The sequence below is a fragment of the Corallincola holothuriorum genome (genome assembly GCF_003336225.1).
Classification (GTDB): Bacteria; Pseudomonadota; Gammaproteobacteria; order Enterobacterales; family Neiellaceae; genus Corallincola; species Corallincola holothuriorum.
Map to the genome: position 1 here is coordinate 97,331 of NZ_QPID01000007.1, position 25,375 is coordinate 122,705.

General features: G+C 44.1%; 28 protein-coding genes. 5 read left to right on the plus strand and 23 right to left on the minus strand.

The genetic code is table 11. The features are described from left to right. Nucleotides 1–83: 83 nt before the first annotated feature. From DU002_RS12475 to DU002_RS12485, 3 genes are all read right to left on the minus strand, one after another. Nucleotides 84–1,370 carry a hypothetical protein gene (locus tag DU002_RS12475; RefSeq protein ID WP_114338725.1) on the minus strand — a complete coding sequence of 429 codons (1,287 nt, stop codon included), beginning with the start codon at nt 1,368–1,370 and terminating at the stop codon, nt 84–86. 17 nt (nt 1,371–1,387) lie between these two features. Continuing rightward, complete coding sequence (locus DU002_RS12480) at nt 1,388–2,218, minus strand: hypothetical protein (RefSeq protein WP_114338726.1); 831 nt, start codon at nt 2,216–2,218, stop codon at nt 1,388–1,390. Nucleotides 2,219–2,345: 127 nt separating this feature from the next. Beyond that, the gene (locus tag DU002_RS12485) at nt 2,346–3,125 is read right to left on the minus strand and encodes a hypothetical protein (protein WP_114338727.1); all 780 of its coding nucleotides are present in this window, start codon (nt 3,123–3,125) and stop codon (nt 2,346–2,348) included. Nucleotides 3,126–3,533: 408 nt separating this feature from the next. Between DU002_RS12485 and DU002_RS12490 the strand changes: the two genes are divergently transcribed. Both DU002_RS12490 and DU002_RS12495 read left to right on the plus strand, forming a co-directional pair. Beyond that, on the plus strand, nt 3,534–6,554 hold the full coding sequence (locus DU002_RS12490; protein WP_114338728.1) for a hypothetical protein: 3,021 nt from the start codon (nt 3,534–3,536) through the stop codon (nt 6,552–6,554). Between the two features lie 297 nt (nt 6,555–6,851). Further along, the gene (locus tag DU002_RS12495) at nt 6,852–8,093 is read left to right on the plus strand and encodes a DNA methyltransferase (protein ID WP_114338729.1); all 1,242 of its coding nucleotides are present in this window, start codon (nt 6,852–6,854) and stop codon (nt 8,091–8,093) included. On the opposite strand, the gene DU002_RS12500 is transcribed toward DU002_RS12495, so the two are convergent. Both DU002_RS12500 and DU002_RS12505 read right to left on the minus strand, forming a co-directional pair. Continuing rightward, the gene (locus DU002_RS12500; RefSeq protein ID WP_114338730.1) at nt 8,083–9,189 is read right to left on the minus strand and encodes a hypothetical protein; all 1,107 of its coding nucleotides are present in this window, start codon (nt 9,187–9,189) and stop codon (nt 8,083–8,085) included. The two genes, DU002_RS12495 and DU002_RS12500, sit on opposite strands and share 11 nt — an antisense overlap. Then, nucleotides 9,182–9,463 carry a helix-turn-helix domain-containing protein gene (locus tag DU002_RS12505; protein WP_325048494.1) on the minus strand — a complete coding sequence of 94 codons (282 nt, stop codon included), beginning with the start codon at nt 9,461–9,463 and terminating at the stop codon, nt 9,182–9,184. The genes DU002_RS12500 and DU002_RS12505 overlap by 8 nt, the downstream gene beginning before the upstream one ends. A gap of 120 nt (nt 9,464–9,583) precedes the next feature. Here DU002_RS12505 and DU002_RS12510 point away from each other — a divergent pair, with 120 nt between their 5' ends. Further along, nucleotides 9,584–10,018, plus strand: coding sequence for a DUF6641 family protein (locus DU002_RS12510; protein ID WP_114338731.1), 435 nt, complete (start codon nt 9,584–9,586; stop codon nt 10,016–10,018). A gap of 157 nt (nt 10,019–10,175) precedes the next feature. On the opposite strand, the gene DU002_RS12515 is transcribed toward DU002_RS12510, so the two are convergent. The 11 genes from DU002_RS12515 to DU002_RS12565 all read right to left on the minus strand — a co-directional run bounded on the left by DU002_RS12515 (nt 10,176) and on the right by DU002_RS12565 (nt 16,386). Next, nucleotides 10,176–10,835, minus strand: a complete 660-nt coding sequence (locus DU002_RS12515; protein ID WP_114338732.1) for a hypothetical protein — start codon at nt 10,833–10,835, stop codon at nt 10,176–10,178. A 57-nt stretch (nt 10,836–10,892) separates the two neighbouring features. Beyond that, complete coding sequence (locus DU002_RS12520) at nt 10,893–11,252, minus strand: MmcQ/YjbR family DNA-binding protein (protein WP_114338733.1); 360 nt, start codon at nt 11,250–11,252, stop codon at nt 10,893–10,895. A gap of 55 nt (nt 11,253–11,307) precedes the next feature. After that, the gene (locus DU002_RS12525) at nt 11,308–11,553 is read right to left on the minus strand and encodes an MmcQ/YjbR family DNA-binding protein (protein WP_325048495.1); all 246 of its coding nucleotides are present in this window, start codon (nt 11,551–11,553) and stop codon (nt 11,308–11,310) included. Between the two features lie 16 nt (nt 11,554–11,569). Then, entirely contained in the window at nt 11,570–11,887 is a 318-nt protein-coding gene (locus DU002_RS12530) for a CPCC family cysteine-rich protein (protein ID WP_199405237.1), read from the minus strand. Nucleotides 11,888–11,968: 81 nt separating this feature from the next. After that, nucleotides 11,969–12,400, minus strand: a complete 432-nt coding sequence (locus tag DU002_RS12535; RefSeq protein ID WP_114338734.1) for a GFA family protein — start codon at nt 12,398–12,400, stop codon at nt 11,969–11,971. Between the two features lie 279 nt (nt 12,401–12,679). Continuing rightward, entirely contained in the window at nt 12,680–13,486 is an 807-nt protein-coding gene (locus tag DU002_RS12540) for a nucleotidyltransferase domain-containing protein (RefSeq protein WP_114338735.1), read from the minus strand. A 46-nt stretch (nt 13,487–13,532) separates the two neighbouring features. Then, the gene (locus DU002_RS12545; protein ID WP_114338736.1) at nt 13,533–13,793 is read right to left on the minus strand and encodes a DUF5062 family protein; all 261 of its coding nucleotides are present in this window, start codon (nt 13,791–13,793) and stop codon (nt 13,533–13,535) included. A gap of 167 nt (nt 13,794–13,960) precedes the next feature. After that, nucleotides 13,961–14,530 carry a DUF1415 domain-containing protein gene (locus DU002_RS12550; protein WP_114338737.1) on the minus strand — a complete coding sequence of 190 codons (570 nt, stop codon included), beginning with the start codon at nt 14,528–14,530 and terminating at the stop codon, nt 13,961–13,963. Then, nucleotides 14,527–14,892 carry a hypothetical protein gene (locus tag DU002_RS12555; RefSeq protein ID WP_114338738.1) on the minus strand — a complete coding sequence of 122 codons (366 nt, stop codon included), beginning with the start codon at nt 14,890–14,892 and terminating at the stop codon, nt 14,527–14,529. Before DU002_RS12555 ends, DU002_RS12550 begins: the two co-directional genes overlap by 4 nt. Continuing rightward, the gene (locus DU002_RS12560) at nt 14,889–15,242 is read right to left on the minus strand and encodes a DUF2956 domain-containing protein (RefSeq protein WP_114338739.1); all 354 of its coding nucleotides are present in this window, start codon (nt 15,240–15,242) and stop codon (nt 14,889–14,891) included. Before DU002_RS12560 ends, DU002_RS12555 begins: the two co-directional genes overlap by 4 nt. A gap of 112 nt (nt 15,243–15,354) precedes the next feature. After that, complete coding sequence (locus tag DU002_RS12565; protein WP_114338740.1) at nt 15,355–16,386, minus strand: DUF2157 domain-containing protein; 1,032 nt, start codon at nt 16,384–16,386, stop codon at nt 15,355–15,357. Between the two features lie 203 nt (nt 16,387–16,589). Here DU002_RS12565 and DU002_RS12570 point away from each other — a divergent pair, with 203 nt between their 5' ends. Beyond that, on the plus strand, nt 16,590–17,351 hold the full coding sequence (locus DU002_RS12570) for a BUD32 family EKC/KEOPS complex subunit (protein WP_147271858.1): 762 nt from the start codon (nt 16,590–16,592) through the stop codon (nt 17,349–17,351). A gap of 20 nt (nt 17,352–17,371) precedes the next feature. On the opposite strand, the gene DU002_RS12575 is transcribed toward DU002_RS12570, so the two are convergent. The 3 genes from DU002_RS12575 to yciA form a co-directional block, all read right to left on the minus strand. Then, nucleotides 17,372–17,794 (minus strand): 3TM-type holin, encoded by a 423-nt coding sequence (locus tag DU002_RS12575; protein ID WP_114338742.1) that lies wholly within the window; start codon nt 17,792–17,794, stop codon nt 17,372–17,374. Between the two features lie 37 nt (nt 17,795–17,831). Then, nucleotides 17,832–19,112: an N-acetylmuramidase domain-containing protein gene (locus tag DU002_RS12580; RefSeq protein WP_114338743.1), complete on the minus strand. Its 1,281-nt coding sequence runs from the start codon at nt 19,110–19,112 to the stop codon at nt 17,832–17,834. A 230-nt stretch (nt 19,113–19,342) separates the two neighbouring features. Then, nucleotides 19,343–19,765, minus strand: a complete 423-nt coding sequence (yciA, locus tag DU002_RS12585) for an acyl-CoA thioester hydrolase YciA (protein ID WP_114338842.1) — start codon at nt 19,763–19,765, stop codon at nt 19,343–19,345. Nucleotides 19,766–19,949: 184 nt separating this feature from the next. On the opposite strand from yciA, the gene DU002_RS12590 reads away from it, so the two are divergent. Next, nucleotides 19,950–21,452, plus strand: a complete 1,503-nt coding sequence (locus DU002_RS12590) for an FGGY family carbohydrate kinase (RefSeq protein WP_114338744.1) — start codon at nt 19,950–19,952, stop codon at nt 21,450–21,452. Here the strand turns inward: DU002_RS12590 and DU002_RS12595 are convergent. The 4 genes from DU002_RS12595 to DU002_RS12610 all read right to left on the minus strand — a co-directional run bounded on the left by DU002_RS12595 (nt 21,343) and on the right by DU002_RS12610 (nt 25,322). After that, nucleotides 21,343–22,554 carry a glycerol-3-phosphate dehydrogenase/oxidase gene (locus DU002_RS12595; RefSeq protein ID WP_114338745.1) on the minus strand — a complete coding sequence of 404 codons (1,212 nt, stop codon included), beginning with the start codon at nt 22,552–22,554 and terminating at the stop codon, nt 21,343–21,345. The two genes, DU002_RS12590 and DU002_RS12595, sit on opposite strands and share 110 nt — an antisense overlap. Nucleotides 22,555–22,562: 8 nt before the next feature. After that, on the minus strand, nt 22,563–23,270 hold the full coding sequence (locus tag DU002_RS12600) for a glycerophosphodiester phosphodiesterase family protein (protein ID WP_158538048.1): 708 nt from the start codon (nt 23,268–23,270) through the stop codon (nt 22,563–22,565). A gap of 32 nt (nt 23,271–23,302) precedes the next feature. Beyond that, nucleotides 23,303–24,499 carry an HD-GYP domain-containing protein gene (locus tag DU002_RS12605; RefSeq protein ID WP_114338747.1) on the minus strand — a complete coding sequence of 399 codons (1,197 nt, stop codon included), beginning with the start codon at nt 24,497–24,499 and terminating at the stop codon, nt 23,303–23,305. Nucleotides 24,500–24,638: 139 nt separating this feature from the next. Continuing rightward, nucleotides 24,639–25,322 (minus strand): DUF805 domain-containing protein, encoded by a 684-nt coding sequence (locus tag DU002_RS12610; RefSeq protein WP_147271859.1) that lies wholly within the window; start codon nt 25,320–25,322, stop codon nt 24,639–24,641. Between the last annotated feature and the right edge of the window lie 53 nt (nt 25,323–25,375).

The window sequence follows — 25,375 nt, forward strand, 5'->3', positions numbered from 1 at the left end:
TGCTGATCTTTTGGTAAAACAAAAAAACGAAGGTAATTAGCCTTCGTTTTTATCTGTTCACAAAAGAAACCAGTAATCTATCGCTATTTTTTGGCTCTGGGTGCTTTGGTTTTATTTACTACCTTTGACACATCATCTAACGCCCGTAAATTATCACTATGGTTATACAGCAATGCTTCGGCTTTCTTCGGGTCTTTTTCCGTAATGACATCCCAAATAACTTTCCGTGCTTTGATTAACGTGTCAGGAAGGTATTTAGCCAAGTTATTTTCATGCTCTCCCTTACGAAGTCTATCATTGGCTTGTTTAATGGCGTTCATTTGAACACCTAAGTTATGATTAGCAATTAAGCATTTACCTGATTCGTACATAGTAGGCTTACCGTAAGGGTCACTAATAACAACGTTACCTTCAGTGATGATTTTGCTAACGGCAGATGATTGGCTTGGAAAGGTTTTATTGCTATCCACCCAGTCCTTCACCACAACTTTATCTTTGTTAATCGTCCAATTATCACTCAAATCAATATCAGTGTAGAAATCACCTGATTTAGGGTTCATAGTAAAAGCGGTTGAACTATCATAAGAGATATTCAGTGCTAATTTGGGAAACCTTGCTCGTAGCGCATCCAATAACACAGTGAGTAATACCGCGTAAGTTAAATTACCTACACCTAAAAAATGAAGCCAAGTTTCATCCCGATTAAACTTACCACCTGCAATAAGGGCAAGCATTCGGATTAAAAGGTATTTCACCGAGTCTCGTTGAATACCTGAGATGGCATAACCAAAACAATCGTATTGCTTTATATCTTCATACCAAATATCGCCTTCGGCTTGTGTTGCGCCTTGTATTACGTTTAAGAATTTGACAGGCTCCTGTTGTGCTTGATTCAACTCTTTGATGATTTCTAATGCGCCAACGGTGGTTTGCAGGCAATCATCAAAGGTTTTGTATATTACGCTGGTTTTCTGCTCTACCGCAAAGGTGGGTATATCGCCAGCAATCGCAATATCAATATAGTTTTTTGAAAAGGCAAATGACTCCTCAATAAATTGCCTGTTCATGTCAACAATATCTCTGGCAGCAGAGAATCCGCCACTGTCTGATATTACCAGCGCACTTTGCTTTTTATCACGGCAAGTTATCATATTCTCTTTGGGGTTTTGTAAATTACTAATTTGAGCAACTGACATTAAACCAGCATCCACACTAACTAGCGGAGAGTTGGGTTTAATAAAATTCAAATCTTCTTTCGTCACCGTTGATGGTAAAAACGTATCACCAACATCTTCAACAACAAATTGAGAATAATCAATGGTCGTTGCTGGTGTGTGTATCGCATCACTTAACTGCTTAAAATAAGGCATAAATTTCTCCTACGAGGTTAATTAGACAATTGTTTTTTAACAGTTAATCGAATTAAATCTTCATCAGGAATTTGCTCAACCACCTCCATTTGACCGTTAATAATACGACCCAGTAACAAGTAGAGGTTGGATTGAGTTACTTTAGGTGTATTGGTTATTGCGTACCTGCCATCAATATCCGTTGTTGACTGATATTTTTTTAACTTGGCATCAATTTGTTCTTTTTTTGGTGCTGGTGTAGGTGGTGTTTTTTTTCTAAACAGACTCGCGCAACCGCTTATGCCGCCATGTGTATTTACATACGCCAAGATTTCATCAACCAGTTTATCAGTGATATTAGGGGTAATGCGGTGGCTGAATTTTTCCTCTAACTGCTTCATCGCTAACGAGTATTTAGTGATAGTAGACTTTTGTTTGTATTGATGAAGTTCTAAACAATACTTAGCAGCATTGGCGTATTTGAATTCGTCCTCGTTATTAAATGACTTGAATGCATCGTCAATATACTTTGTATCGTGTTTGGCTAATTCATACCAAATAAAAGTTAATACCACGGCTTTTCGGATGGCTTGTTGACCCAGATGAAAAGAAGTTAAGGCTTCGGCTTGAATTAATCCAAAAGCATCAGCATTGTTTAACTTAACCGTTTTACCTTTATTTGACTTAAACAAATTAACCACATTAAGAGAAGCCTTATTGTTAGTCGTGTTTTGGGTTTTTATTGCGGCTGTTTTAGCAATTGCTTGTTTTCTTTTCTGGGTGATTTTTCTTTTTTTACTGCGAGATTGAGTATTACTTTGTTTGGTGGGGTTATTGCTTTTTTGGGCATTAGTTTTGCTGTTAGTCATAACGGACTCCTTGAATAAAAATTAAGTACCTGTTGGCATCAATGATTATTCTCTGAGTTGTTATGAGTCTCACGGAACAAGCAAATCTATTCGTTACTCCTCAGTTAACCTCCTGAATATAAGCCTATTATTCAATAATTACATTACCTGCAAGTATTTGTTTCATGTGATTTTTAGCCTGTTTCAAAAGTGGTGATAGCATCTTAATTTCACTTTCTAACACATCAGACTTGGAGTTGGCTTTTAGCGTAATACTTTGCTTTTTAACCATAAATGATTGTGTAAGTTGCTTTAACTCGTTGACTTTATTCTGCCCCCAACCAAAGAAATGATAATAAGGAGATTGATTTTCATCTAATACTTGCCTGCTTATGTCAAATGCCAGTTCAGTTGGTTTTTTATTGAGAATTTCGATTTCATAATACACCAGCAAACTTTTTTGAAAGGCGAGTAAGTTTGTATCGTTTAACGCTCTACTTGAGGTGATTTGATATTTGGCTTGGCTGGTTGTGACTGGTTCATGGTGATTGTTAAGGTACGCCTCAAATGCTTTTTTCAAATCAGATTTTGAGGCGTTTTTGGCAATCCATAATGGTTGGTACTGTGATGTATTGCTTGGCGTTGCTGTGACTGACTCAACCCCATAAACCGAAAATAACGGTGTTAGTTTATTTACTAAGGCGTAAATATCCTCTACCTTTGCCAAGTTTAATATATTACCAAAATCACCGTAGAGTGCTTTTAATTGTTCGGTTTCCAATTCATTTTTCAGGTGAGTGATATTTTGCTCTACCGCCTGACAATACGCCCCGTAGGTTTCATTGATTCGTAAGTAACTTACCCAACACCACACCCATTTTTCAAGTGCAGTTAAATTATCGAGAATTTTTTTGTCTTTGATTTTCATAGTGAGTCGAATTTATTGTGTTCTCTTTGTGAACTGGCATTGTGTTACTAAATTGATATGGGGCTAGTCATTTCAATAAGCAAGACAGCAGTTGGCTTATCGGGTCATTAAAAATTACTGTGACCCTTTATATTATATTAAGCACCACAGTAATTTTTAATGACATCTCATGTACCCCCACCAGAAAAAAAACAAAAAAAAACACCGCCAATAACACTCAAGTGATAAATACATATAAGCAACAAACCAGTTGCTAAACAACCAACGTCAATAAGGAAGAACTCATGAAATTTGTAACAGAACTACCACAAGACGTAATAGCAATACTCAGACAAGAGTACCCAGATAAAAGTTATCCGGCTGCGATAAAACTCTTTGTCAGAGCCAATAATCCAAGGAATGGAAAAAATGTTAAGAATAACAACTATCAAAAGTCCACAGGCGCGCAAAGCCTACACGCTTAAAAACAACCAAATTGAAGCAGACGGCCAGCCTCTATCCAAAGGCACTGCACAAGTCATTAACTTAGATTCACTTTGTGAACTGCTCAACTACACCAACCAAGATATAGCCGTAGTGCATGGCATACCCGAATATGACCTTAGATGCCGCCAAAAGCCATTTAATATCACCACATTGGCTAAGGAAAACATCAAAACGAAACATATCGCCAGAGCAAAAAAGAACTTTATTTATAATGACGAAACTATTGTTTTACTTGATGTTGATGATTTAATTAATGCTAAGTATCAATTCACCACGATAGAGAGGTTACTGGATTACCTATATAAGATTTATTCGTTTTTAAAAGGCAAAGAAGTTCTCGCGATACCATCAAGCAGTAATGGATTAATTGACATTCGCACCAAGCAGCCACTTAAAGCCAACTCAAATCAAAAATGGCATATTTACTTTCGTATTAAAAAGCACTTAATCCCAGCCTTTAAACGTTATCTAATTGATTTTGCTTGGCATCATAAACATGGCTATGTATTTGTATCAAAAAGCGGTGCCATCTATGAACGCTGCTTAGTCGATACAGCCGTATTTTCACCTGAACGACTGGATTACATTGGTAGCATTGACGACCAAACGGGATTTCTTAAAGAAAATAAACCGAATGCTGTTTATCGCTCAGGAAATATAATTGACGCTATTCCATTTAATCCTTATTCAGCACAAACACAGCAGTTATTTACAGCACAAAGGCAAACAGAAGCCACTAAGTTAAAAGTTTACAATAATGTTGTTACATGGCTTACAGATCGCGTTAAGGAAGGAAAAGAAACTCTTTCACCAGAGCAAATACACGAACGCGCTAAAAAGAAGTCTGAACAAGATTTTCAATATGACGTATTGCCTGACACAACAATTATTGAGGTTGATGGAAAAGAATTAACCGTAGGTGAAATTGCCGAGGACTTAAAAAAGTACCAAAAGAAGTATTGTGCAGATCCGATCACGGACAAACAATGTAAGTGCATAATTCTACCTGCCAGTTACGCCAAATACGGCTTTGTATTGAAATCTTACGTGACAGACAGTTATTACTTTTTTGGCGAAGAGCCTGAAAAGGTTAGCCAAGCCGAAATTAACAAAATCCTGCCGCAATTAAAAAAGTACCTCGAAAGCATCAACAAAGAGTTTCAAGGTATTTGCTCATGGCGACAAGCGGCTTTAATTAATAATGAGTGGGTGAACTTTCATGTTCACTTTAACGGCTTTACTACATTGATTGATGTGATACGAGCCAAACAAAACACTGAATCAGTCGAGGTAAGGGTTAATCAAAATACTGATGACATTTTAAACCCTGCTGATAGGTATTTTGCCTATTACAATGGCAACAAAGAAAGCCTAACAAAAGCACCGCCAAAGGTTTTGTATTTTGGAGGCAATGCAGGAATTGCTAAAAGTTATTCCGCGCAGAAAGTCACGTATCAAACATCATCAGCCGTTACCTACGTTACCAACACCAATAAAAACATTGATGATTATAAAATCATGTTTGGGCGTCCTATCGTTCAAATTAAAAGTATGACTAACATCCTGTGGGATTTACTGGTTGATAAATACGGACATCAAGCAAGCGACAAGGCTGATTATGACGCAGACGTAAAGCGTCATTTTGAGCCGCCAATGGAGTTTGGTGTTTCAATCTTTGAAAGCCTAGACCATTGGTTTGACTACAAGCACGGTTTTTTAAGCCTAAAGCGAACAAGACAACTGAGCAGTGCAAAACTAGAACAAACCAAATCTAGGATAAAATCAAAATGCTTTGTTGAAATGAAGTGGTTAGCCGACTGTGATTGCCAGCATCAAATCCTTACCTTAGCCAAAGCAAAAACAGACTTTAAGCACTTCAAAAAACGCATAAACAAACAGTTGGAAGAGTATGGCTCAGTTATCGTCTTTATTGACGAAATGGATGCTGTAAAAGCAAACCCGCAATCAGGCTTTGTTTCGGTTTATGAGCATATCAAAGGTGGAGAAGACACGAGTTTCAATAAGCCTGTTAATGCTGATTTAGAACAAGCCGTTTTAATGGATTACCTTTATAACAAGGCTGGCGTGTTTGTTGTGTTGTTAAGTGCCGAGCGCGGTATTGACCAAGCACTTAATGCAAGAGGCGTAATACATATATTTTTAGACCGCTTCCAGCCTTTATTTGATAATGACCTTAGCGTTGCTTATGTGAAATCAACATCAGCACAATTAAGAAATGGTACGTCAGCCAAATTAGAACATATCGCAAATGTAAAAGAGCATTGGCCTGATTATAAATTAACGGTTGATGGTTTGAACGAGAATCAAAAACAAGACTCGATTAAGCAAGGCTTATGTTTGCATACCCATGAGGGGCTAAAAGGTCACAATGACAAACAGGATGACAACTTCGCTAGTATCTTTACCTACCCACACCCAGCACAAATACAGCGAATCTTATTATCTTGGGGTATTGATGAAAGTAATAAAAAAGACGGTGACGAGCAGTATGCAGTAAGCATTTTAATATCGAATTGCTTTAACCAAACCACTGGTAGAAATACAGGTTATCGTAATCGCAGTGACTCAAAGCACCTAGCAATAATTCCTATTGGTCTTGCTCCATTAATAAAAAGTGATGTTGTTACTATAAACCATGATGTGAAAATTGAACTTGTTGAAGAACCAAAGGATACCGCTTTTGTAGCAAAACTTATCGAGTCAAAAATTGAAGCAGAAAAGCAAATTAAAAATCAGGAGATTATTGAGGGTAACAAGTCATTTTTTAGACAAGAGTTTATCAAGCCCGTTGTCGATGATTTTAACAAGAGCAATAAGCAGCAATTTAAAGCCAACGACGTAGCCAAGTATTTATTTGGTGACGTGTTTAGTCGAACTAAACGCACAATAGATGGTAAGCGAGTGGATTTGTTTTGCTATTAATCAGGTCATTAAAAATTGCTGTGACCCTTTATATTATATAAAGCACCACAGTAATTTGGGCTGACCGCTTTCAGTGTCAAGCAAAGGGCTTTTGGTAAACCTATGTAACCTGTTCGGTGTCCGTCAGTTTTGAGGTGATGGATGCCGTTCTCTTTATCCTTGAAACCCTTTGATTTTATTGGTGATTCGTGGAGATAGGTGTGAACACCACAATGACCTTGTGAAAAATTGGTTTATACCACTCGCTCATGATAGTAAGATTACTATCAGTACCATATATAACTGAGTGAAAAATTAATGAATGAAGCAGCGCCAACGCTGGAGTTATTTGACGACCGCGAATACGTTTACAAAAAATTTCTTCCTAAAATAAACCACATAAAAACTGATTTTCCTCCAATTAACGAATGGGATATTCCTTCTACCATAAAAGATCTGTCTTACCTTACGCACAGTGACTATCGCTATTACGGCAAATTCCCTTCGGTAGTTGCAGGTCAACTTTTAGAGCAGTATAAGCCACCAACTAGCAAACACTACGTGTTAGATAATTTTTGTGGTTCGGGTACAACTTTGGTGGAAGCAAAATTAAGAGGGATTGACTCATATGGACTAGATATCAGTTGGTTATCAATGATTGCTTCAAATGTGAAAGCAAACGTAATAAGCACAAGCGAAGTTAGAACTTGCTTATCGGACTTAATCTCTTGGTTTGAAAATAACAAAGAGTTATATACTGCACCTGATGATAACTTTGTACAAAAATGGTTTTCAAACGAAGCCGCTAGAGATTTGAAAGTCATTCAAACTTTTATTTTTAACCTTCCATCTTCAGATGTTAAAGACTTTTTGTTGGTGGCTTACATAGGCATCGTTCGTAGAGTATCCAAAGCATATGACGGTGAAGTACGTCCCCATATCAATAAAGACAAAAAACAAAGAGAAGTGATTTCTGCTTTCTCAAAAAAAGTTAGTGATATGTGCGTTGACCATGATTTGTTTAATCAAAGTGTTAATAAGGAAACAAAGGCGGAAGCCGTTTTAGGTGATAATCTCAATTTACCAGAACGATTTAATGATAAACATTGTCACTTAGTTATCAGTCATCCACCATACCTTAATAGTTTTAATTATGCTCCAGTGTTTAGTTTAGAGTTTTACTGGGGCGACGTGTTCGAAGAGCAATATAGCCAAGGAAACAAAAAGGTTTATAAGCAAGAAATGAAGGCTCACCCAGCGAATGAGTCTATTACAGAGAAATACTTTAATCATCTTAAAAAATGTTACGAAGAAACATATAAAATACAAGAAAAAGGAGCATATCTTGCTGTTGTTATTGGAGATTGCACCAGAAAAGGTGAGTTAATTCCTGTGGTGGATAAAACGATAGAAATTGTTGAAAGTATTGGGTATTCGCTACACGAATTAAACTACAGAACAACTCACTACGGTTTAGGAAAGTACGCTTATAAGCACCGTGCTGATTATCACGGTGCTCACGAAGAAAAAAGAGATGGGATTATAGTATTTAAGAAGTAGCAATAAACTTATCGTTTTGGATGGCGAACTTTTTGAGTTCGCCATCTTCTATATCTCTAAAAATCAATCCATCGTGGCGGTTTACTACTTCAATAGCCAACTCTCGTACTTCTGTAGATTTCTCAAAGTTTTCTTTAGTTATTTTGTTGTAAAAATCAGCACCAAACCTTTCTTCGAATAATTCAAACGCCTCTACAATGATTGAATCACCAACGACAAAATTCATATCAATATATGCTCTAATCATGTTTTGGCTTTTCTCTTCCCAGTGAGCAAACTCAGTCATTACTAAAACGCTAGGCATTTCTGATTCACCTCCACGCTTATCGCAACTATCAAACCTTTTTTTCCTAACATCTAAGGCTACAAAAGAAGATTGCTTGGCTTTTTCTGGAGTTTGAGGACCTGACAGGCAATCATTTAAAAGCGCAATTACGTTGTCATCTGTTGAACCGTAAATTTCTAAAATTTTACATTTGTGAAGGGTTGGTTCATACATCCTTAGACTGCTGTTGTTAGAAATGACGGTTGATTCATAATCATCACTTAAGGCGAATATGATTCGGTGATCTTCACCTATTTCTTCTGAAAAAAGAAAGTCTGGACGCTCTAACCTCGTAATGTTTATTTTATTATCTTTGGAGAATTTTACGGTATAAGTATGCTTTTCTTGTCCTCTTGGCGCAAAAGATATCACGTAGTCTTCGTTATATGGCATTAGGTAATTCTTGTTGCTACCATTTTTTTTAAATTTCTTTTTGAACGGTCCGTTTATAGTTTGCTCTACACCAACTTTCTTACACTCGATAAAACTAATAACCTCACTTGGGTTTGTTATCGCACCACCATTAATGACATTTGGGTTGCCGTCATCATCGAAAGATTCATTTTCCAACAGTATAAATTCTACTTTATGCCCAGCATCAGAATGGCCGTGTAACTTTGGTTCAACATGCAACCTAGCAAGCATATTGTTGTCTCTTGCTATTGCTGCGTATGTTAAGACTTCGAGCATGTCACCAACTTTTCTTCCAACTTGATGTCCAGCGTGCCTAAAATGAGAAATGTACTTAAATACGTCTGAAAGATTAGCCATAAATATCCTTAAATAATTCGTCAATGTTAATGTTTAGTGCCTTAGCCAAATTACTTATATTTACAAGGCTTATATTCCTGTCTCCTCGCTCGACACCACCGATATAACTTCTATCTAGATTTGCTAGTTTGGCTAACTCTTGTTGAGATAAACCTCTAGATTTTCGAAGGGTTTTAAGTTTAATTCCGAATACTTGAGTGATAGTTAAAGTGTGGGCGTCATTCATAATCACATACGCGAGGATTTGGCACTTAATAGGGACTATAAGTACCATGTATCAAATCAATTTGATACTTCTTTTTGAATAATGTTCTGAAAATTCAACGAGTAGGTTGCCGACCCTCGACACATGGCTTTACCATGTGTTCACTTTATGAACAATAGGTATAGCCAAATGACAAAACTACTTAACCAACTCACAATCACCGCTAAACCAGAAAAAACTAAACTTTCACCAATCGAAAAGCGGCAACAAAAACTTATCGCGAAACTTACCGAACAGCAGGAAATGGCAAAGTGCCTGTTAGAAGGTGTTGAGTTTACCGCTTATAAATTCAAGTCCATCACAGACCCAGAAACACATATCAAAAACAGAGTAAAAGTGCCTAAGCGCATTCGTCCTTGGTTTTATCAAATCAAAGACAGTTATTTTTTAGAAATAAAATACGGTAGCAAATCACTTGAACTGGCTAAAGGTAAAACGGCTATCACTGTCAGTGAAAAAGAAAATCTACCCGATGTTATTGCTACCGTAATCAATGCAGTTAAAAACTCAGAACTAGATGCACAACTTAACGCTATCCAAGCACCAGCACGGAAAGCAAAGTAATGGCAGTCATGGGAAATTGTCCACGCTGTAATAAGTGGGGGCAATTAAAACAATGCGTTAGATGCTCTACCGTGTCTTGTAGCAAGTTATCCTGTCGCGGGGCTACCGTATGCCCTAATTGTAAAGGTAGGAAGGAGTAAAAAAGAATACAGAGACATTATTCCGGGTAATGTTCAACGATGTGTTCTTCAACAATTTTAATCGTCGCATTGTTTAAGTTTTTAAAATGCGTAAACATTACAATCATAAACTTGAGTGCTGCGACAAATTCAATTTGGAACAATCCCATAAAGCCAGAATTTACCCAAGAGTTATAGACTCGCTCTTTGTCTAATTTAGAATGCGCTAAGCCGCCGTATATAATAACGTCCATAATGGAACGAATAGAAAAATACTTATCTTCGATACCAACAGTTGCCGCAGAATCAAGGTATCTATTTACTTCTTCTCTAGCATCATTGAATTGCTTGGTTCCTCCTTCTGGAAACCAAGGAGCATTATATATTTTGGATAATTGCCTTAAGCAAACTCTATCATTGTTTTGTGTGAGCATGCGGTAAGTTAAAACTACCGCATCAATTTCATCTTCATTGTAATCTGGCACCCAAGCAGTCATAGGCCCCATAAGGTTAAACTTACCATCCCCCAAGTTTTCAAAATGAACTTGGTCAAACTTGGCAATTACCTCTGGCGTTTTATCACCAAACCGCTCAGTGAAACCAGACCTTTCAAGCCTTTCTACTTTGGCATTAAATGAGCGAAGTAATTCTAAGATTTGGTCAGAGTCATCTACTTGTAGATTATGTCTGTCTGGCATTATTAATTACCTATCTAAAAAAGGGTGTTTAGTCGAAAATTTTTCGAATATCACTATTCATAAGTGTATATTGATAGATGCTTGGTCTTTCTTTGTCATTTTACTAACAACAAGGTTAAATGAATTATCAATTAATCGTTCAACCTCACCATCTGGAACTGTTCCATCAAAATATACTGAAACCCAGTGCTTTTTGTCCATGTGATAACCTGCGGTTATTGCGGGGAAAATATCTCTCAATGCCACGGCTTCGTCAGGGTCACATTTTAGATTTATCATCATTAAGTCATCACGCCAGCCAATCAATGCAAACATCTTATTTTTTACTTTGAACACATGGACATCATCACCAAATGGAAAACCTTCTGTTGTTTCCGGCTTATTGAGTAAGTAGTTTTGAAGTTTACTAAAGTCCATTTTTATACCTTTATGCTTTTCAATTAGTAGCGAATAAAAATAATAGTTTTTGTGTTTATATGCATTTATTCATATGGTATCCCGGGATCACCGAGGGGTAGATATCCCGCAATGCGCAGGCTTCGTCGGGATCGCATTTCAAATTTAATCTCACCACGCCCTCTTCGATGCCAAACAGAGCAAACATCTTGTTGCGCACTTTGAACACGGCGACATCATCGCCAAATGGAAATGACTCGGTTACATCTGGCTTCGCCAATAGGTATTGGCGAAGCGCTTTCGGTTGGTCCAGGTTTGCCAATTAAAGCTCCTTTTTGCTAGCTGCTAAATCGCTCTTTGGGTACCACCACTGGGCGCTGTATATGCTGGAACATGCTGCGTTTGCTTTCCGCTAGTACATGTTTTTTCATTGACGGGTAACAGGCGCCGATGGCAAGAAAATTAATCCGTGCATCAGCCAGTGCCATTCCCAGATTAGCTGATGACGCTTCACGCTCATCAAGTAATGGTTCATCTTCCCAATAACAGACGGGGCAGATCTCATATCGATCACGTTGGTCGAGAGTAAAGTAATCACAGCAGGGACACTGCATAAGCAACTGCGGGCATGTCGCTTGGTCGGCATTACGAGTCATCTGGAGCCTCCTGTTGAAGATCGCATTGTTATAAAACTGACTAGCGCGAATTGTCTGATACCACCAACTATTCAGGTGATATCAGCGTCTCTCCTCCTCTGATTGAGATAAGGGCTCAGTACCACTGTCACCGCCATATTTTGGCAGCGCATCGGTATCGGTGAGCCAGGGAACATGAGAATCAAAATAGACATGGGCGCTGACCGGGCGGTCTATCGGCTCTTGCATTGCCGCCAGAGCGATGTGTAACTCACCGGGCCAACGTTCGGAACGAAAAAAGAGTGTACTACCGCAGGTACTACAGAAGCCGCGCTGGGCATTTTCGGAAGAATCAAACCAACGCAGCGTATTGTCTTCATGCATCAACTTAACTTGCTGCGCAGATACGCCAAACCAGGTCACAAAGGCTGCGCCATGCGCCTGACGACAGCGGCTACAATGGCAATGTGCGCTCCACTTGGTGGGCGACGACACCTCAAACGCAATAGCACCACATAAACATTGTCCGTACATGCCAGCTCCCCAAACCCATTGGCAATATCTTCATAAGATTGCCAAAGAAGTGTCTTAGGTCGATTCCGTTACGATTTAAGTTAGACGAAACTCAACGCCGACGGTAGCTTTTTTTATTGGCTTTGGGTTGACGGCTCAAACGCAGCAACAAGTTTGTGCTTTGGTCACGCAGTTCTCGCGTTCACAGCAAACACCAACAACAAAAAAGCCCGGCCTAGATGGTCGGGCTGATTGCGAGAGCGACTTATCGCATAAAGTAAGGCGTCTCAGCGCTACGAGTTATTTCAACCCTTCTTGTTCTAACAAGGTTTGCAACGCGATAGTCATTCGCTCAACCACAGCGAGTAGCTCCTCGCCTCCCGTGGCTGCACCTTCCAACAACTGCTGCAAATCATCTTGTAGACCGACAGGGAACTTGTTCCCCTTGGCTAACAGCAGTGACAACATGCGCTTCTCGCCGGGGTGGGGGATCTCATTGACCGCAAACAACATGTCAAAATAGGCAGCTAACATCTCGGCGATACGATGATTGACACTGATCCTGTCTTCTCGTTTCAGCGCTTTTTTCAACTGATGATAGTAAGCAGGGATCTGCGCTTTCATCAATGGAAAGCACTTGTCGACAATAGCCTGCTTTAACAGTGGCGGGTATGGCACGTTAAAACGCGACTGTAACTCAGTCGCCTTACCGGTGCGATCAAACAGGATCTTTGAATCGAGTAAATTGGCCCAGAAACAGGTGGTGTAGCCAACACCGACCTGATGAAGTTCAACCACGCGACTTAGCTCGCCTTCCAGCCACTCCAGGCCGCGATATATAAGCTCGATCTCGACGCCGTCATTGAGCACGCCATCATCTTCTGTTTCCCAGAACTGATTGTTTAGCTCCATCATCTGACAATGACGATCGGTAATCGCCTTACGTTGCTCTACCGGCAGAGCGCGATTGAGGTAAACGTACACATCATAATCTGAATCGGGATCCGCACGCTCCGCGCCACGGGAGCCCGCCAGTAAAATAGCATCCACTTGCGGTAATTCGGAGAATTCCCGGATTAAGTCATTAAAGCAGTCTGAATATGCCATGGTCGTCCTTAAAGTCGTTGGCTTGATCATCAAATTAAAATTGGCATTACTGCAGCAGGGGGTGCTCTGGCGGTAGTTTTTTCATCACCCAAACGGCCAATCGATGACGCAAAGACTGGGCATCTTCTTGGTCTTCAGGAAGTGGCGTCACCAAGCCATCGGATACTAACAGGCGATAGATACACTCGATTTTTTCCTTCGCGTGCGCCGTTTCTGGAAAATCTGAAAAGCCGCGATTGACCGCATAATTCTGGCCAACCTTCAAAGCAAGCTTCACCAACTGTTGTTCATTTTTTAGCTTCTTCAAGGGCCTCTCCATCCGCAGTTGTGCAGTTCCTATATGAGCCAGATGCTCACGATTGCACGCAGCATAGCGGAACTCGCCAATGACAAGTTAGTACCCATGTCAAAAAATGGTGCACCAGGGATGGAATTAGCCAACGCTTAAATAGTTAGCAACACAACGACCATGAGCTAGTAGAGATAAGCAAACAACTCACGCTTCTGCTGCTCTGTGAGATCACTGACACAACGGATATTACGCTCTGGGATCTGCTCGGGGTTGGGATAGTGACGCAACACCCTTTCCATCTGTTCTTCGCGGATCAGATGTAAGATCGGATACGGTGCGCGGTTGGTGAGGTTTTCGGCATCATCAGGGGCTGCGCCGGCAAAGCAGTAATCAGGATGGAAGCTGGCGATCTGATAAATGCCGTCACGATCATATTGTTCAAGTAAACCTTCAGCAAGATCCAGATATTGATTGTATTCATCAAAACGTTGCAGCATCTCCGGGATAACCAGAAGCGACGTTTCTAACTGCTCCACCGGAGACTCATCCAGCAAGATCATCTCATCGAGCAAGGCGTCCGAGAGCCCAGCGTGGGAGGTGGCTGTTGTCACCTGGATCCGCACAGCTCCACGACGACTTGGCGCGGCAGCAAATGGGCACAGGTTAAGCCCAATAACCACCTGCTGCAGCCAATGCTCAACGGCCTTGGTAATAACTCCTGTCTGAGGGTGCGCAGCGACGGTATCCGTCATCCCTTCTCCCCCTGCGCCAGTTGTTTATCTTTCGCTCGCCCTAACAGGTAGCCATCAACTGCAGCAAATATCCAGCAGGCCAGCAGCAGCCACAATGCCCAGCTCATCCAAGCCTCTTCGGGGGCGTAGATCGCCTGCCGTACCGACTCGGTGATCAGCTGCATATCCGGCATGATGCCTGTACGGGTAAAAGGCTCCAGCGCTTCTAATGCCAATGACACCGCATTGATACACACGGCTGTCACCAGCACCACCACCAACGTCATTACTACGTATCCACGGATCGGCTTACCGAGCTGCACTTGTGCCAAGCCAGGCAAAACCACGCCCGAAACCAATAACGCTTGTGTTGCATGCTTCATCCATTAGCTCCCAACGAATGAAACAGATAAGCGCCCATACTTAACCAAGACAGCGACAGTAATATCCAAGGTAGCGGGTGTTGACGGTACCCTGACTTAGCCTCATCTGGGCTTGCACTATCTGCCTGGTCGGCCGAGGCGTCACTGCGTTTGGCCCTTTTCTTACGTTTGTCCTGCTCTCTCAACTTGGCTTTATGTTGCTTCTTATAGAGCTCGATCCCTTTTTGGATCCCTTGAGCAATCAATTTTGTCTGTTCTTTGGTTTGTCCGGGCCTTTGGGTCGCTTTTGCTAACGCGTCCGATTCTTGAACAGTCTCGGAGGAAGGCCCTCCTTTCTTATACTTCGTCATTACATCGCTCAACTAATACTTGGCTGACATTATCCGTCTAATTTACCCAACCAGCGTAGCGCTGTGAAGTTGCGCTTCCCACAACTGCGGCCTGCCAACCAAAGTTGTTTTATCACTGTCGTAAGTGGCTTAAATATTTCGTCACCGTGTTAGGCAAGTGCTGCCAACAATAATCGATAACTCCCGCTTCATGTTTTTGCCAAAGGATCCCCAGGTAAACCACACAACCCCCTAATCCAGTTAATGCCAGCGGAAAAAGCCAACTGTCTTGAAATACATCGCTGGCCAAATGCCCGAGATATAAGCAACACCCCAACGCACCACAAACAACAAAGATACGCCTCATCAACACTATACCAACCACCATCATACTTAAGTTTATCAGCAGGTAGGTGACGGTCTCCCACTGCTCCCCATCTCCGAGCGCGGTGAGCCCCAACCAAAACGAAATGGTGCCCAACATATACAACCAGAAAGAGTAATCCTGATGAGAGCGGTTCTTGATATCTATGACGAGTGCCAGCAACAGCATTATCAAACCAGCCCATAATGAAGCCAGTACTCGGAAGTCCCAATCATTTGAGTTATCGGAACTTACAATCGCCAAATACACCAACGAATACCATAGCGTCACGGTCATGGGCATGACCACAAATGGATAACGAAAGCGCCATACCAACACCAGCCCCATCACCAAAGCTGAGAGTGACAAAGAAAGAAAAAGCCACTCTGTCGACCACTGATGTTCACGATAAAGCGTATGGTCTGGCCACAAGCCTAGAGCTTGCTGCAAACCATAAAAAACCATCGGCGTCACCACCACGATAAAGGCGCCACAAATACCAGCGGCAGTAGACTGTTGCTCTGCGGCAAACCGCCTTAACAACCAAAAAGCGACCGCCATGTAGCAAAAGCTGACCACTGAGAAGCCAAGACCACCGAACGTCTCTTCTGCCAAGATGACAAAAATCACCATGGCGCCAATAGCGATAAGGCCGCCGAAGTAGTAAAGAAGGTGCGTGAAACTAAATTCTGCTTTGTCACGTTGGCTGTTCAGCAAAAAGGACCACAATGCATCCACCTGATCGCTCGAAACAATATCGGCGTGCGCCGCATCCTTTAAATTCTGTTTAGATATTCTCATATTTGTTCCCAAAAGCGCGTCATGTTGCCTCACATCAAAGCAATGAACGAAGCACGGAACCCATCGTTCAAAAGAGGGTCGATACACTACTCAACACTCATGTGCCGTAACAATCAATGAAATACCATACTAACAAAATAAGAAAATTGCCTTGCTTCAACAGTTACTTAAAATCAATAAGCCAGAATAGCGAAAGTGATGAGTTGGTCCGTTCATTTCAAGTCAACGGTCAGCGGTTCTGGCTCAAGCGTGCAGGCGAAGATAAACATCGTTGGTACCATCGGATGCTTCCACTATTGTCTAGAGGAAAACTAAAAGGCTGGTTAAATAGCCATGCCTATATCCCACCCAATGCGCGCCTGTTCGGCGAACTAAAGCGCTTGCTTGCCTTATCCTTACAAGGTCTACCTGTGGTTCAAATCACCAGTTTCACCGACCATAGTTTCATCACTAAAGATGCTGGCGTTGATGCGAAAACCATACTAGAGCAAAGCACAGAGAAACGAGAAATTGTCGGCCAACTATTTGATGCGCTGGGGACTCTTCACCAAGCGGGTGTCGTTCATGGCCGCCCCGCCCTAAGAGATATCGCCATCAGTGCCAGCGGAAAAGTAACCTTTTTAGACTTTGAAGAGAGCCCAACTCAAACCACGCCAGAGCTAATGGCTAGGGATGCCATCATACTCATCAATGAGTGTCATCGGATCCCAGACCTTACTGCAAGCGATGTTCAAGCAGGGGTAGCTAAGTGGCGAATGAAGACTAACCGCTCAACATGGCATGCCATGTGCTCTGCAACGTGGTGGCTATTGGCGTTGTTAAGTGTTCCCGCCAAACTATCGGCCCGTTGGAGTCAGAAACCTCGTAAACAGCGATTAAGGCGTGCCCTTGCCACGCTGTCACGATTAACCAAAAGCCCTTTACCTAACCACTTTTTTCCGAGAGGTTTGCCCTTCGGCTTCTGACATTAGAGCAGGATAAAAGACTAGCCTTTAGCGTCTGAGCTGCCCGCATTACGTTTATTCACCACTTGTGCGGTTATCTTCTCGGCAGAGCGACCTGCAACGTAGCCTCCAAGACCGATCTGCAATAGCAGCCAGGCCTCGTCAGCTAAACGAAACGCCAACAGATCAAAACTATCCAGCACCACGAGTGCCAAAAACGTTAGCATGGTGATCGGTCGCCAGTTCCGCTGCAGCCAAGATTGCCCCGTCGCTTCCGCTTGCACAATCGACGCCTGGTTGTCTAACAGCTTGGTCTCATAATCCAAGACTTTGCCAAGAAATTCATTTTCTACCTGACGCAGCTGACGACGCATGGTCAGCTTTTCTTCTTCACTGGTATGTAGCTCATCCACCAGCTTGGTGGCCGGTTCGAAGATGCTACTGATAAAACTTAAAATGCTCATGGGGCTCTCCTTGCTACGCTATTACTACTGAATTGAATTAACTGAACTGCTGCTTAAATGCTTGGTAGTGGCGACTGATAGCCGCCCCATAAAACGCCTTCTGACCACTGCCGTTGTAGTAACCGGCAAAACGTTCAAAATCGAGTTGTTGCAAGCTTTGGAGCATTGCCGGAGAAAAGAAGGCGAACATGCCATCGATCTGTCGATCAACATCAATACAGAACTCTGCAAACATCTGCTGTACAGTGGCATAGCCAAGGGTTTGATAATGAAACCCCATGATCTGCGGCGCGCCCATACTGATCGAAAGTAACGCTGCGGTATCATCCAAATTGCGAGCAAAACTAAGCAGTTGCCACTCTTTTTCTTGATTACCGTGAAAGCTCTGCCAAGGATCTTGCCGCGATGCACGCCACTGATGGCCTTTCCACACTTTGTCTTTTGCGTAAACAAAATGGGCGTTGAATATATCCGGGTTAGAACGTCCCCAATATTTCCAAAACTTGTGGTTTTCAAACCGAATAATCATACGATCTTGATTGCTTGGCTCGAAGCCTTTGCCGCCGCTTTCTACACAGATCACGGCAACCACGGTGGCAACATCCAGTTGATGTTCGCTGGCCATCAACTTGAGCGCTGGCCCGAACTTCTGCCAAGCATTGACGACAGCCATCTGTTCTTTGGAATGGGATGCCACTGGCGCAGCGACGGGTTGCTGCATCTCTAGCTGCTGTTCGCTGAGAGGTTGAAGGTAGCGGCTGGCGACATATCCCCTTCCCTTAGAAAAAACAATCTCACTCCAGCCATCAAGTTGTCCGGTCACCGACACCAACTGCTGCGCAACGACTTGGCCAATCAACGTGCTGGCAGCGTCAGGTTGGCCACGTACGTTCAACACCGCCGTGATCACTTTTGCCTGAGTAGGCTCAGGGGAAAGATGCAGATCAACGTACTCTGCCAACACGTATCCAGTTGCCTGATTGAAACTCACTTCCAACCAATCGCCATGGGAGCCTTCAACCTCCAACACACTCGCTTTTACCAACGAACCTAAGATCGGCGCATGGCGATCAGGGCGGGAACGAACATTAAGTCGGGAAGCATTGATAACGCCACTCTGTCTCGGTGACGTATCGGCGATACGAAGATATTCTGAGGAGACAAATCCGCTATGCTGCTGATAACGGATCTCATACCAACCATCTCTCTGAGCCAACACCGGTAACACGGCATTGCGATTAACCACGCCCAACTTGCGACCATCGGCAGCAGGACGATCACGCACGTTGAGTCTCTGTGTGTTAACTATACCTATCATGACCAACTCCCTTTGCGGGAGGAAGCAGTTTACGACTGCGAATACTGCTCTTCATCATTGAGCAGTACACTCAGGTGGATACGGCGTCACCTGTGCCGAAGCCATGCTTCCTGTTCCAAGGTGTTTCCTACGCCATCCACAACAGGCGTGATAAGTATCAGTCTAGTCTAAATTTTTGGCAGGCAAACAACCACCTACCGACAATTATCGATTGTCAGATGATTTCGCGACTAGTTCCCACTGGGATAGTTTTCTTTGTCAATTACCTTCTTCTGACCATCGTTGTCGATTGCCACATAGGTAAAGTCCGCTTCCGTCACCTTGATATGGGCACAATCACCATCAGTTGCCCGTAAAATGGGCTCGATCCACACTTCAAGATTGAGCGTCAAAGAGGTATTGCCAATTTTCACGACTGAGCCATAGCAGCCAACAATATCTCCCACCTTAACCGGCTGAATAAACTTAATAGAATTTACTGCCACAGTGACGGTACGACAGCGAGCGATCTCTTTTGCCAAGATCCCACCGGCAATGTCCATTTGCGACATGATCCAACCACCAAATATATCGCCGTTGACATTGGTATCCGCAGGCATCGCCAATGTTCTTAAAATAAGACTACCCTGAGGCACCGGACAAATTTCGCTCATATCACTCTCGCTCAAAAAAATATTGTAAAAAAAATCAACAGTCACGATAGGGCGCAAACCCAAGCCCTATGCACCAAGTAAGAACACTCTAAAAAGCGCATATTCATTTTGGCCACTTTAGCCCACCACAAAAGGGATAGAAACGGCTACGCTTGTTAGATCTCCATCTACATCAGCAGATATCATGCCGTTATTTCTAATACTCGATCAGGGAGGCCAGAGTGTTCGTGCGCTGGTTGTCGATCATCAGGGAAACGTGGTCACCAGAGCACAACATGCCATTGCCACTCATTATGGTAGCAAAGGTCATATCGAGCAGAATGCTGACGCCATTGCCCGTGATATTAAGCAGTGTGCACTGCGTGCAGTTCAGAAACTCAGCATCATTCAAAGACAACAACTAAGATCCGCCGGGTTAGTGACTCAACGCGCCAGCCTGCTAGCTGTTAATGCAAACAGCCAGCAAGTGTTAACCCCGGTAATGAGTTGGCAGGATATCCGCGGCGGCGGCAACCTGCGAAAAGTGGCGATGACACCTACGGAGTTGCGCTCAATAACCGGTTTACGCCTCAGCCCCCATTACGGCGTGGCAAAAATGCGTTGGAGCCTGAAACATAACCGCGCGGTAAACAAAGCAGCCGAGGCGGATGAGTTGATGTTCACCCCGATAGCCAGCTTTCTTACCCAGCAGCTAACCGGCGGTAAGCAGTACCAGACAGATGCTGTCAACGCCTCCCGCACATTACTGATGGATCATATTAATTGCCAATGGTCAGCAGAGTTACTGGAGAAGTTCGCCATTAAGCAGCAATGGCTACCGACCATCTGTGCCAATGATGAGTATTACGGAGAGATACAGCTGGGTAACCTTTCCCTGCCCCTCCACTACGTCAATGGTGATCAAGCAACAGTGTTATTCAGTCGTGGCAAACCATCACCCACCACTTTATCCATTAATGTCGGTACCGGCGCATTTATCTCTCGGGTCACCGATGGCGATGACACTGCACTGCTACGTAGCTTGGTGCACCATGGCAAAGAGCAGTTTCGCGTATTGGAGGGCACAGTCAACGGTGCCGCGACTGCGATCCAACAAGTGATTTCGGAGGTGACGACCAAACAAGGATCACAATCCGATCTCCTCGCCCAGGTTAATGGCCAGATCAACAACATTCCTCTGTTTCTTAATGGTATTGGTGGTCTTGGTGCTCCCTTTTGGCTACCCGGCTTTAACAGTGAATTTCAACACCCGGAGTCACTAGATGGCGTAACGCCAGTAGCGAAACTGACTGCGGTTATCGAAAGCGTAGCCTTTCTATTGCAGATCATTATCCAACGCCTGTCAGCGCATCCTCCCACCCCCACAAAAATAGAGATATGCGGTGGTCTGAGCCGTCTTGACTACCTTTGCCAAACACTGGCTAATATCAGTGGTATGGAGGTGTTTCGCGAGCAAGAAGTAGAGGGCTCGGCCTTAGGCTGCGCATGGTGGTTAGCAGGATCTCCCGCAGACTGGCGCAATACAGAAGTAACTAGCCAATTTGTGCCACAACATGCCCCTGCACTATCGCAAAGGTTTAGCGCTTGGCAGGAGGCGATGCGACAGCGTTTACCGGCGGATAAAGCGGCAATGATGGATAGTCAGCCACAGACTCTCTCGCCCCTAGACGCCTGCAGCTCCAGTTAAGTACGCGGGATGCCGTGTCGCGGTAGGTGGTGAGTTTACCGCCATACACGCTCAACAGATCCGGATGTTGGGGATCGGTGAACAGCAAGGTATCTCGTGGACGAGAAAAGGCGTCACTGTCGAGCTTAGGTAACACTCTAAGCCCGGCAAAACTTGCCACTGTTTTGGCTTGGTTATTCGGAAAATAATGACGATAAAGCGTTTCCAAGTAGCAGATCTCCTGAGCTGTCGGACGGATCTCCTCTGGTAACGTCTGAAAAACAGTTTCCGTGGTTCCCACCATGGTTTGTCCCTGCCACGGCATCACGAACACGACGCGATGATCCGTTGGTGACTCCAGATAATAGACCTGCGATGGCGCGGGATGATCGAGGATAATATGGGCACCTTGCACCCACTCCACCGACACCTGTTTGCTGTTTGGCGTGACTAAAGAGATCACTTCATTTACCCAGGGGCCAGCGCAGTTCACTACCGCAGCGCAGGTCAATGACTGTTGCTGCACAACCTTGTCTGCAGATAGCAGATCACAATCAATACGATAACCACCATCAACCTGCTGCAACGCCGTCAGTGTCGCAGGGCACAGCAACTCCGCACCACAACGTAAAGCACTTTCCATCACCGCCACGGTTAGTACTTGGTCATCAGTGCTGGCATCCCAATATTGCAAGGCATGACTCACACCATCGCAGTTCAAGCCATCTTTCGCCAGATCCGATATCGCCAGCTGTTGAAATCGGCCAAGGGGGTCGAACCCTGATAGCAACGCATACAGACCCAAGCCTAAACGCAGGGTGCCTGCCTGACGTTGAGAATGGGGGTAAACAGGAATAACAAAAGGCGTCGGCTTGACCAATTCAGGAGCCAGATGTAACAGCGTTGCTCTGGCCTTTAGTGCTTTCCTCACTAATCCGAACTGCCCGGACTCTAAATACCTAAGCCCACCGTGGATCAATTTGCTGGAACGGGAAGAGGTTTGGGTGCCAACACCGCTCTTTTCAACCACCAAAGTTTTGTAGCCAGCGGCAGCAAGCGCCTCAGCCACACCGACACCATTGATCCCCGCACCGATAACCACAACGTCACAATCGGTTGCCATGGCGGTGCCTACTTCGCCATCAACTTAGCGGGAAAAAAGCTTTCAATCATGGTGATCCCTCTCCTCGCCAAATCATCCCGCAACGCTTCACTGCCGACCTCATATATAACCCACTGTGGATGCTGCGTGGTAAAGCACTCCTCCTCTGGAACCCGTTCAATATTGCAAAAGATATATTCTGGAGCGATCTGCTCAATGGTACGGTCCTTTAACCACTCCCAATCCCCTAGCACCACCCCCAAACGCTGACCATGATGGGCGCGAGCGTAGCGTAAGAACGGCAGAGAAAAGCTGATCAGCACGCTTTGTAATAGGATAGGCCGCAATGTCTCCATCAAGGTGTCAAACAGCTGGGCATAACTGAAGCGCTCCAGTGCAGCCCTTTTCACTTCGACAAACAACGTGACATCGGGGTGATTCACCAGCTGAGTCACTACCTCGGACAGCAAGGTTAATGGCGCACGGATAGCGGGTAGTCTTTCATGCTCTTCAATCTGCCATTGCTGCAGTGTCGCTATCGGGTAATCAGCGATGGCACCCGGCATGGGGTTGCGCAACAACCGCTTGCAGTCACGATCATGGAACAGCACAGGGACACCGTCACTAGAGAGCTGCACATCGATCTCAAGTAAGCGGCAACCAGAATTAAGCGCTGCTTGAATACTGGCTAACGAGTTTTCCGGCGCGGCAGTACAATCTCCGCGATGGGCAATCACTTGGATAGCAGCCTCCCTCAATGCACTAGGCCTTAAATCAGTACTTGTTTAAAGAACTTCATCAGATTCAGGTCAAACTGCTGAGGCCGCACCGATGTTTCAATCTCCTCCGAGCAATGCTTATCAGCAAGGTCAATCAGTTTGGGTTCGGTATGGTGATGCTGGCGGGTGCTGTAAAACACCATCACTTTGGGTTGTAGCGGATTAGAAAAATTACCCTGCATCACGATCGCTAACTTGCCACTCTTGAGTTTCACCAAGGTGCCCACCGGATAGATACCGACGCACCGAATAAACTGATTCAAGAGGTCCTGGTCAAACTCTCCCGGCGTACCATTTTTCATAATACTAAACGCCGTCATACTGGTGACTGAATCCTTGTAGGGGCGATCCGACGTCAAGGCATGGTAACAATCAATGATCGCCGCCATCCGCCCATAGATATTAATCTCCTCACCGGCCAGGCCATGGGGATACCCTGAGCCATCCATACGCTCATGGTGGAGTTTGATCACATCCAGCGTCTCACTGGAGATATGCGGTATCGACGACGCGATCTCCCAACTGATATCAACGTGATCTTTCACTAACTCAAACTCTTTCTCCGTCAGTTCGCCGGGCTTATCAATCAACTCCCTGGGGATATGGATCTTGCCGACGTCGTGGAATAGCATCCCCACCGCCAGGTTTTGTATGGTGTCGCGATTAAAATCCATATGGCGGGCAAACAGGGTCATCAGAGTCGAACAGTTAATCGCATGCTGATACAGATATTCATCTTTGTCTTTCATCTGCACCATAAAGCACAAGGCGTTTTGGTTGCGAAACACCGAATCTATGAGCTGATCAGCTAAATCTGATGCCTGATCTAAATCGACCGGTTTACCTTCACTGATTTCGGTAAAAAGCCGCTTCTGATAATCTCGCGCTTTCTCATATAGCTTTAACGCCCGTCCCGCCTCTTCATCAAACGAAACATTGTCATACTCAACGGCCTGCGCTGTATCATCCAAGGGCTCGTCAGCAGTCTTACTCGCTATTTCACTACGAGTCATATCGACCATTAAGCTGGTAACACCGGCGCGTTTCAGGTTCTCGACAGCAGAAGGGATCCGAACCAGGCCCTGTGTCTTGACCGTCACGCCGCCCTTCTGCGCCAACACATTGACCACAAACATGCCTAGTTCAAGCTCATCGATATCGATGCGCTTCAAAGAGTTATCACCCATTTTAGATCCTTAACTGATGCAGCCTTAGGTAAGCGTAGTTGGTATCGCTAAGAAGTATCTGCGGCGGAGATCAATTATTACTGAAACGGGCGCTGAAAAGTGCCGACGCAAAACACCAGCAATCACCTCTGCAAAAAATCTAAACGCCCAGCACTTTACTGGCAACCACTACGCCAGCAGGCCAAAGCAGAACAGCGATAATCGCCTTTACCCATGAGGGTTTTGCAGGGGGCGTACCATAACTGTTCTTATCCCGTTCTCCTGGCCAGATGAATAGCGCAAAGTTGGGTCCCGGTAAGCAGTAGAAAAAGGCCAACACTATCGGCCAACCCAGATCTTTCACCCGAGCCATGGTATAGAACCAGCTCAATACGACAGCCACCAACAGTATGATTAAATGCAGCGGTGATGGATCAGCAACACTCATCGTTGCGGAAGATGTAGGATATTGAGAAGTAGCGTTAGGCAGGATCTTGGCAAGCAATATCGGAGCCGCTATCCAGGCAAGAAATGAGTTCAAGATATAGTTGATACGCCCCGCTCTTGGAGTCACCAGCGCAGTTTCCCGGCTTGTTTTTATTTTTTTAGCCACCTTTCCCCCCAGAGATGCTTTGGGCGGCGCAAACAATCTGGCTTCGCAAGTCTCACAGTAACGGCTGGTTTCAATGATGCGTAACTTGTTGGCGGGGAAATTACCGGCACAGGAGGAGCACTTCATATATCTGTCTATGGCATGGTCAACGTCAAGTAATCGAAACACCATAACCGTTTTGGCTAAAAAATCGAATCTGTAATCGATCGCTTTAAAGTAATAGTTCAACAAGGCCCTAGCTAAAAACAAAAAAGCCAACACAAAGGTGTCGGCAAAGAAAGGCA

Bases quoted from the DNA above. Each gene is read 5' to 3' on its own strand.
- DU002_RS12505 (WP_325048494.1), bottom strand. From the start codon at position 9,463: ATGGTACTTATAGTCCCTATTAAGTGCCAAATCCTCGCGTATGTGATT.
- DU002_RS12520 (WP_114338733.1), bottom strand. From the start codon at position 11,252: ATGGACTTTAGTAAACTTCAAAACTACTTACTCAATAAGCCGGAAACA.
- DU002_RS12475 (WP_114338725.1), bottom strand. From the start codon at position 1,370: ATGCCTTATTTTAAGCAGTTAAGTGATGCGATACACACACCAGCAACG.
- yciA (WP_114338842.1), bottom strand. From the start codon at position 19,765: ATGAGCGAAATTTGTCCGGTGCCTCAGGGTAGTCTTATTTTAAGAACA.
- DU002_RS12500 (WP_114338730.1), bottom strand. From the start codon at position 9,189: ATGGCTAATCTTTCAGACGTATTTAAGTACATTTCTCATTTTAGGCAC.
- DU002_RS12480 (WP_114338726.1), bottom strand. From the start codon at position 2,218: ATGACTAACAGCAAAACTAATGCCCAAAAAAGCAATAACCCCACCAAA.
- DU002_RS12605 (WP_114338747.1), bottom strand. From the start codon at position 24,499: ATGGGTGATAACTCTTTGAAGCGCATCGATATCGATGAGCTTGAACTA.
- DU002_RS12490 (WP_114338728.1), top strand. From the start codon at position 3,534: ATGTTAAGAATAACAACTATCAAAAGTCCACAGGCGCGCAAAGCCTAC.
- DU002_RS12485 (WP_114338727.1), bottom strand. From the start codon at position 3,125: ATGAAAATCAAAGACAAAAAAATTCTCGATAATTTAACTGCACTTGAA.
- DU002_RS12535 (WP_114338734.1), bottom strand. From the start codon at position 12,400: ATGTACGGACAATGTTTATGTGGTGCTATTGCGTTTGAGGTGTCGTCG.
- DU002_RS12550 (WP_114338737.1), bottom strand. From the start codon at position 14,530: ATGACGGATACCGTCGCTGCGCACCCTCAGACAGGAGTTATTACCAAG.
- DU002_RS12510 (WP_114338731.1), top strand. From the start codon at position 9,584: ATGACAAAACTACTTAACCAACTCACAATCACCGCTAAACCAGAAAAA.
- DU002_RS12495 (WP_114338729.1), top strand. From the start codon at position 6,852: ATGAATGAAGCAGCGCCAACGCTGGAGTTATTTGACGACCGCGAATAC.
- DU002_RS12595 (WP_114338745.1), bottom strand. From the start codon at position 22,554: ATGGCAACCGATTGTGACGTTGTGGTTATCGGTGCGGGGATCAATGGT.
- DU002_RS12565 (WP_114338740.1), bottom strand. From the start codon at position 16,386: ATGAGAATATCTAAACAGAATTTAAAGGATGCGGCGCACGCCGATATT.
- DU002_RS12555 (WP_114338738.1), bottom strand. From the start codon at position 14,892: ATGAAGCATGCAACACAAGCGTTATTGGTTTCGGGCGTGGTTTTGCCT.
- DU002_RS12575 (WP_114338742.1), bottom strand. From the start codon at position 17,794: ATGAGCATTTTAAGTTTTATCAGTAGCATCTTCGAACCGGCCACCAAG.
- DU002_RS12530 (WP_199405237.1), bottom strand. From the start codon at position 11,887: ATGACTCGTAATGCCGACCAAGCGACATGCCCGCAGTTGCTTATGCAG.
- DU002_RS12540 (WP_114338735.1), bottom strand. From the start codon at position 13,486: ATGGCATATTCAGACTGCTTTAATGACTTAATCCGGGAATTCTCCGAA.
- DU002_RS12580 (WP_114338743.1), bottom strand. From the start codon at position 19,112: ATGATAGGTATAGTTAACACACAGAGACTCAACGTGCGTGATCGTCCT.
- DU002_RS12515 (WP_114338732.1), bottom strand. From the start codon at position 10,835: ATGCCAGACAGACATAATCTACAAGTAGATGACTCTGACCAAATCTTA.
- DU002_RS12560 (WP_114338739.1), bottom strand. From the start codon at position 15,242: ATGACGAAGTATAAGAAAGGAGGGCCTTCCTCCGAGACTGTTCAAGAA.
- DU002_RS12590 (WP_114338744.1), top strand. From the start codon at position 19,950: ATGCCGTTATTTCTAATACTCGATCAGGGAGGCCAGAGTGTTCGTGCG.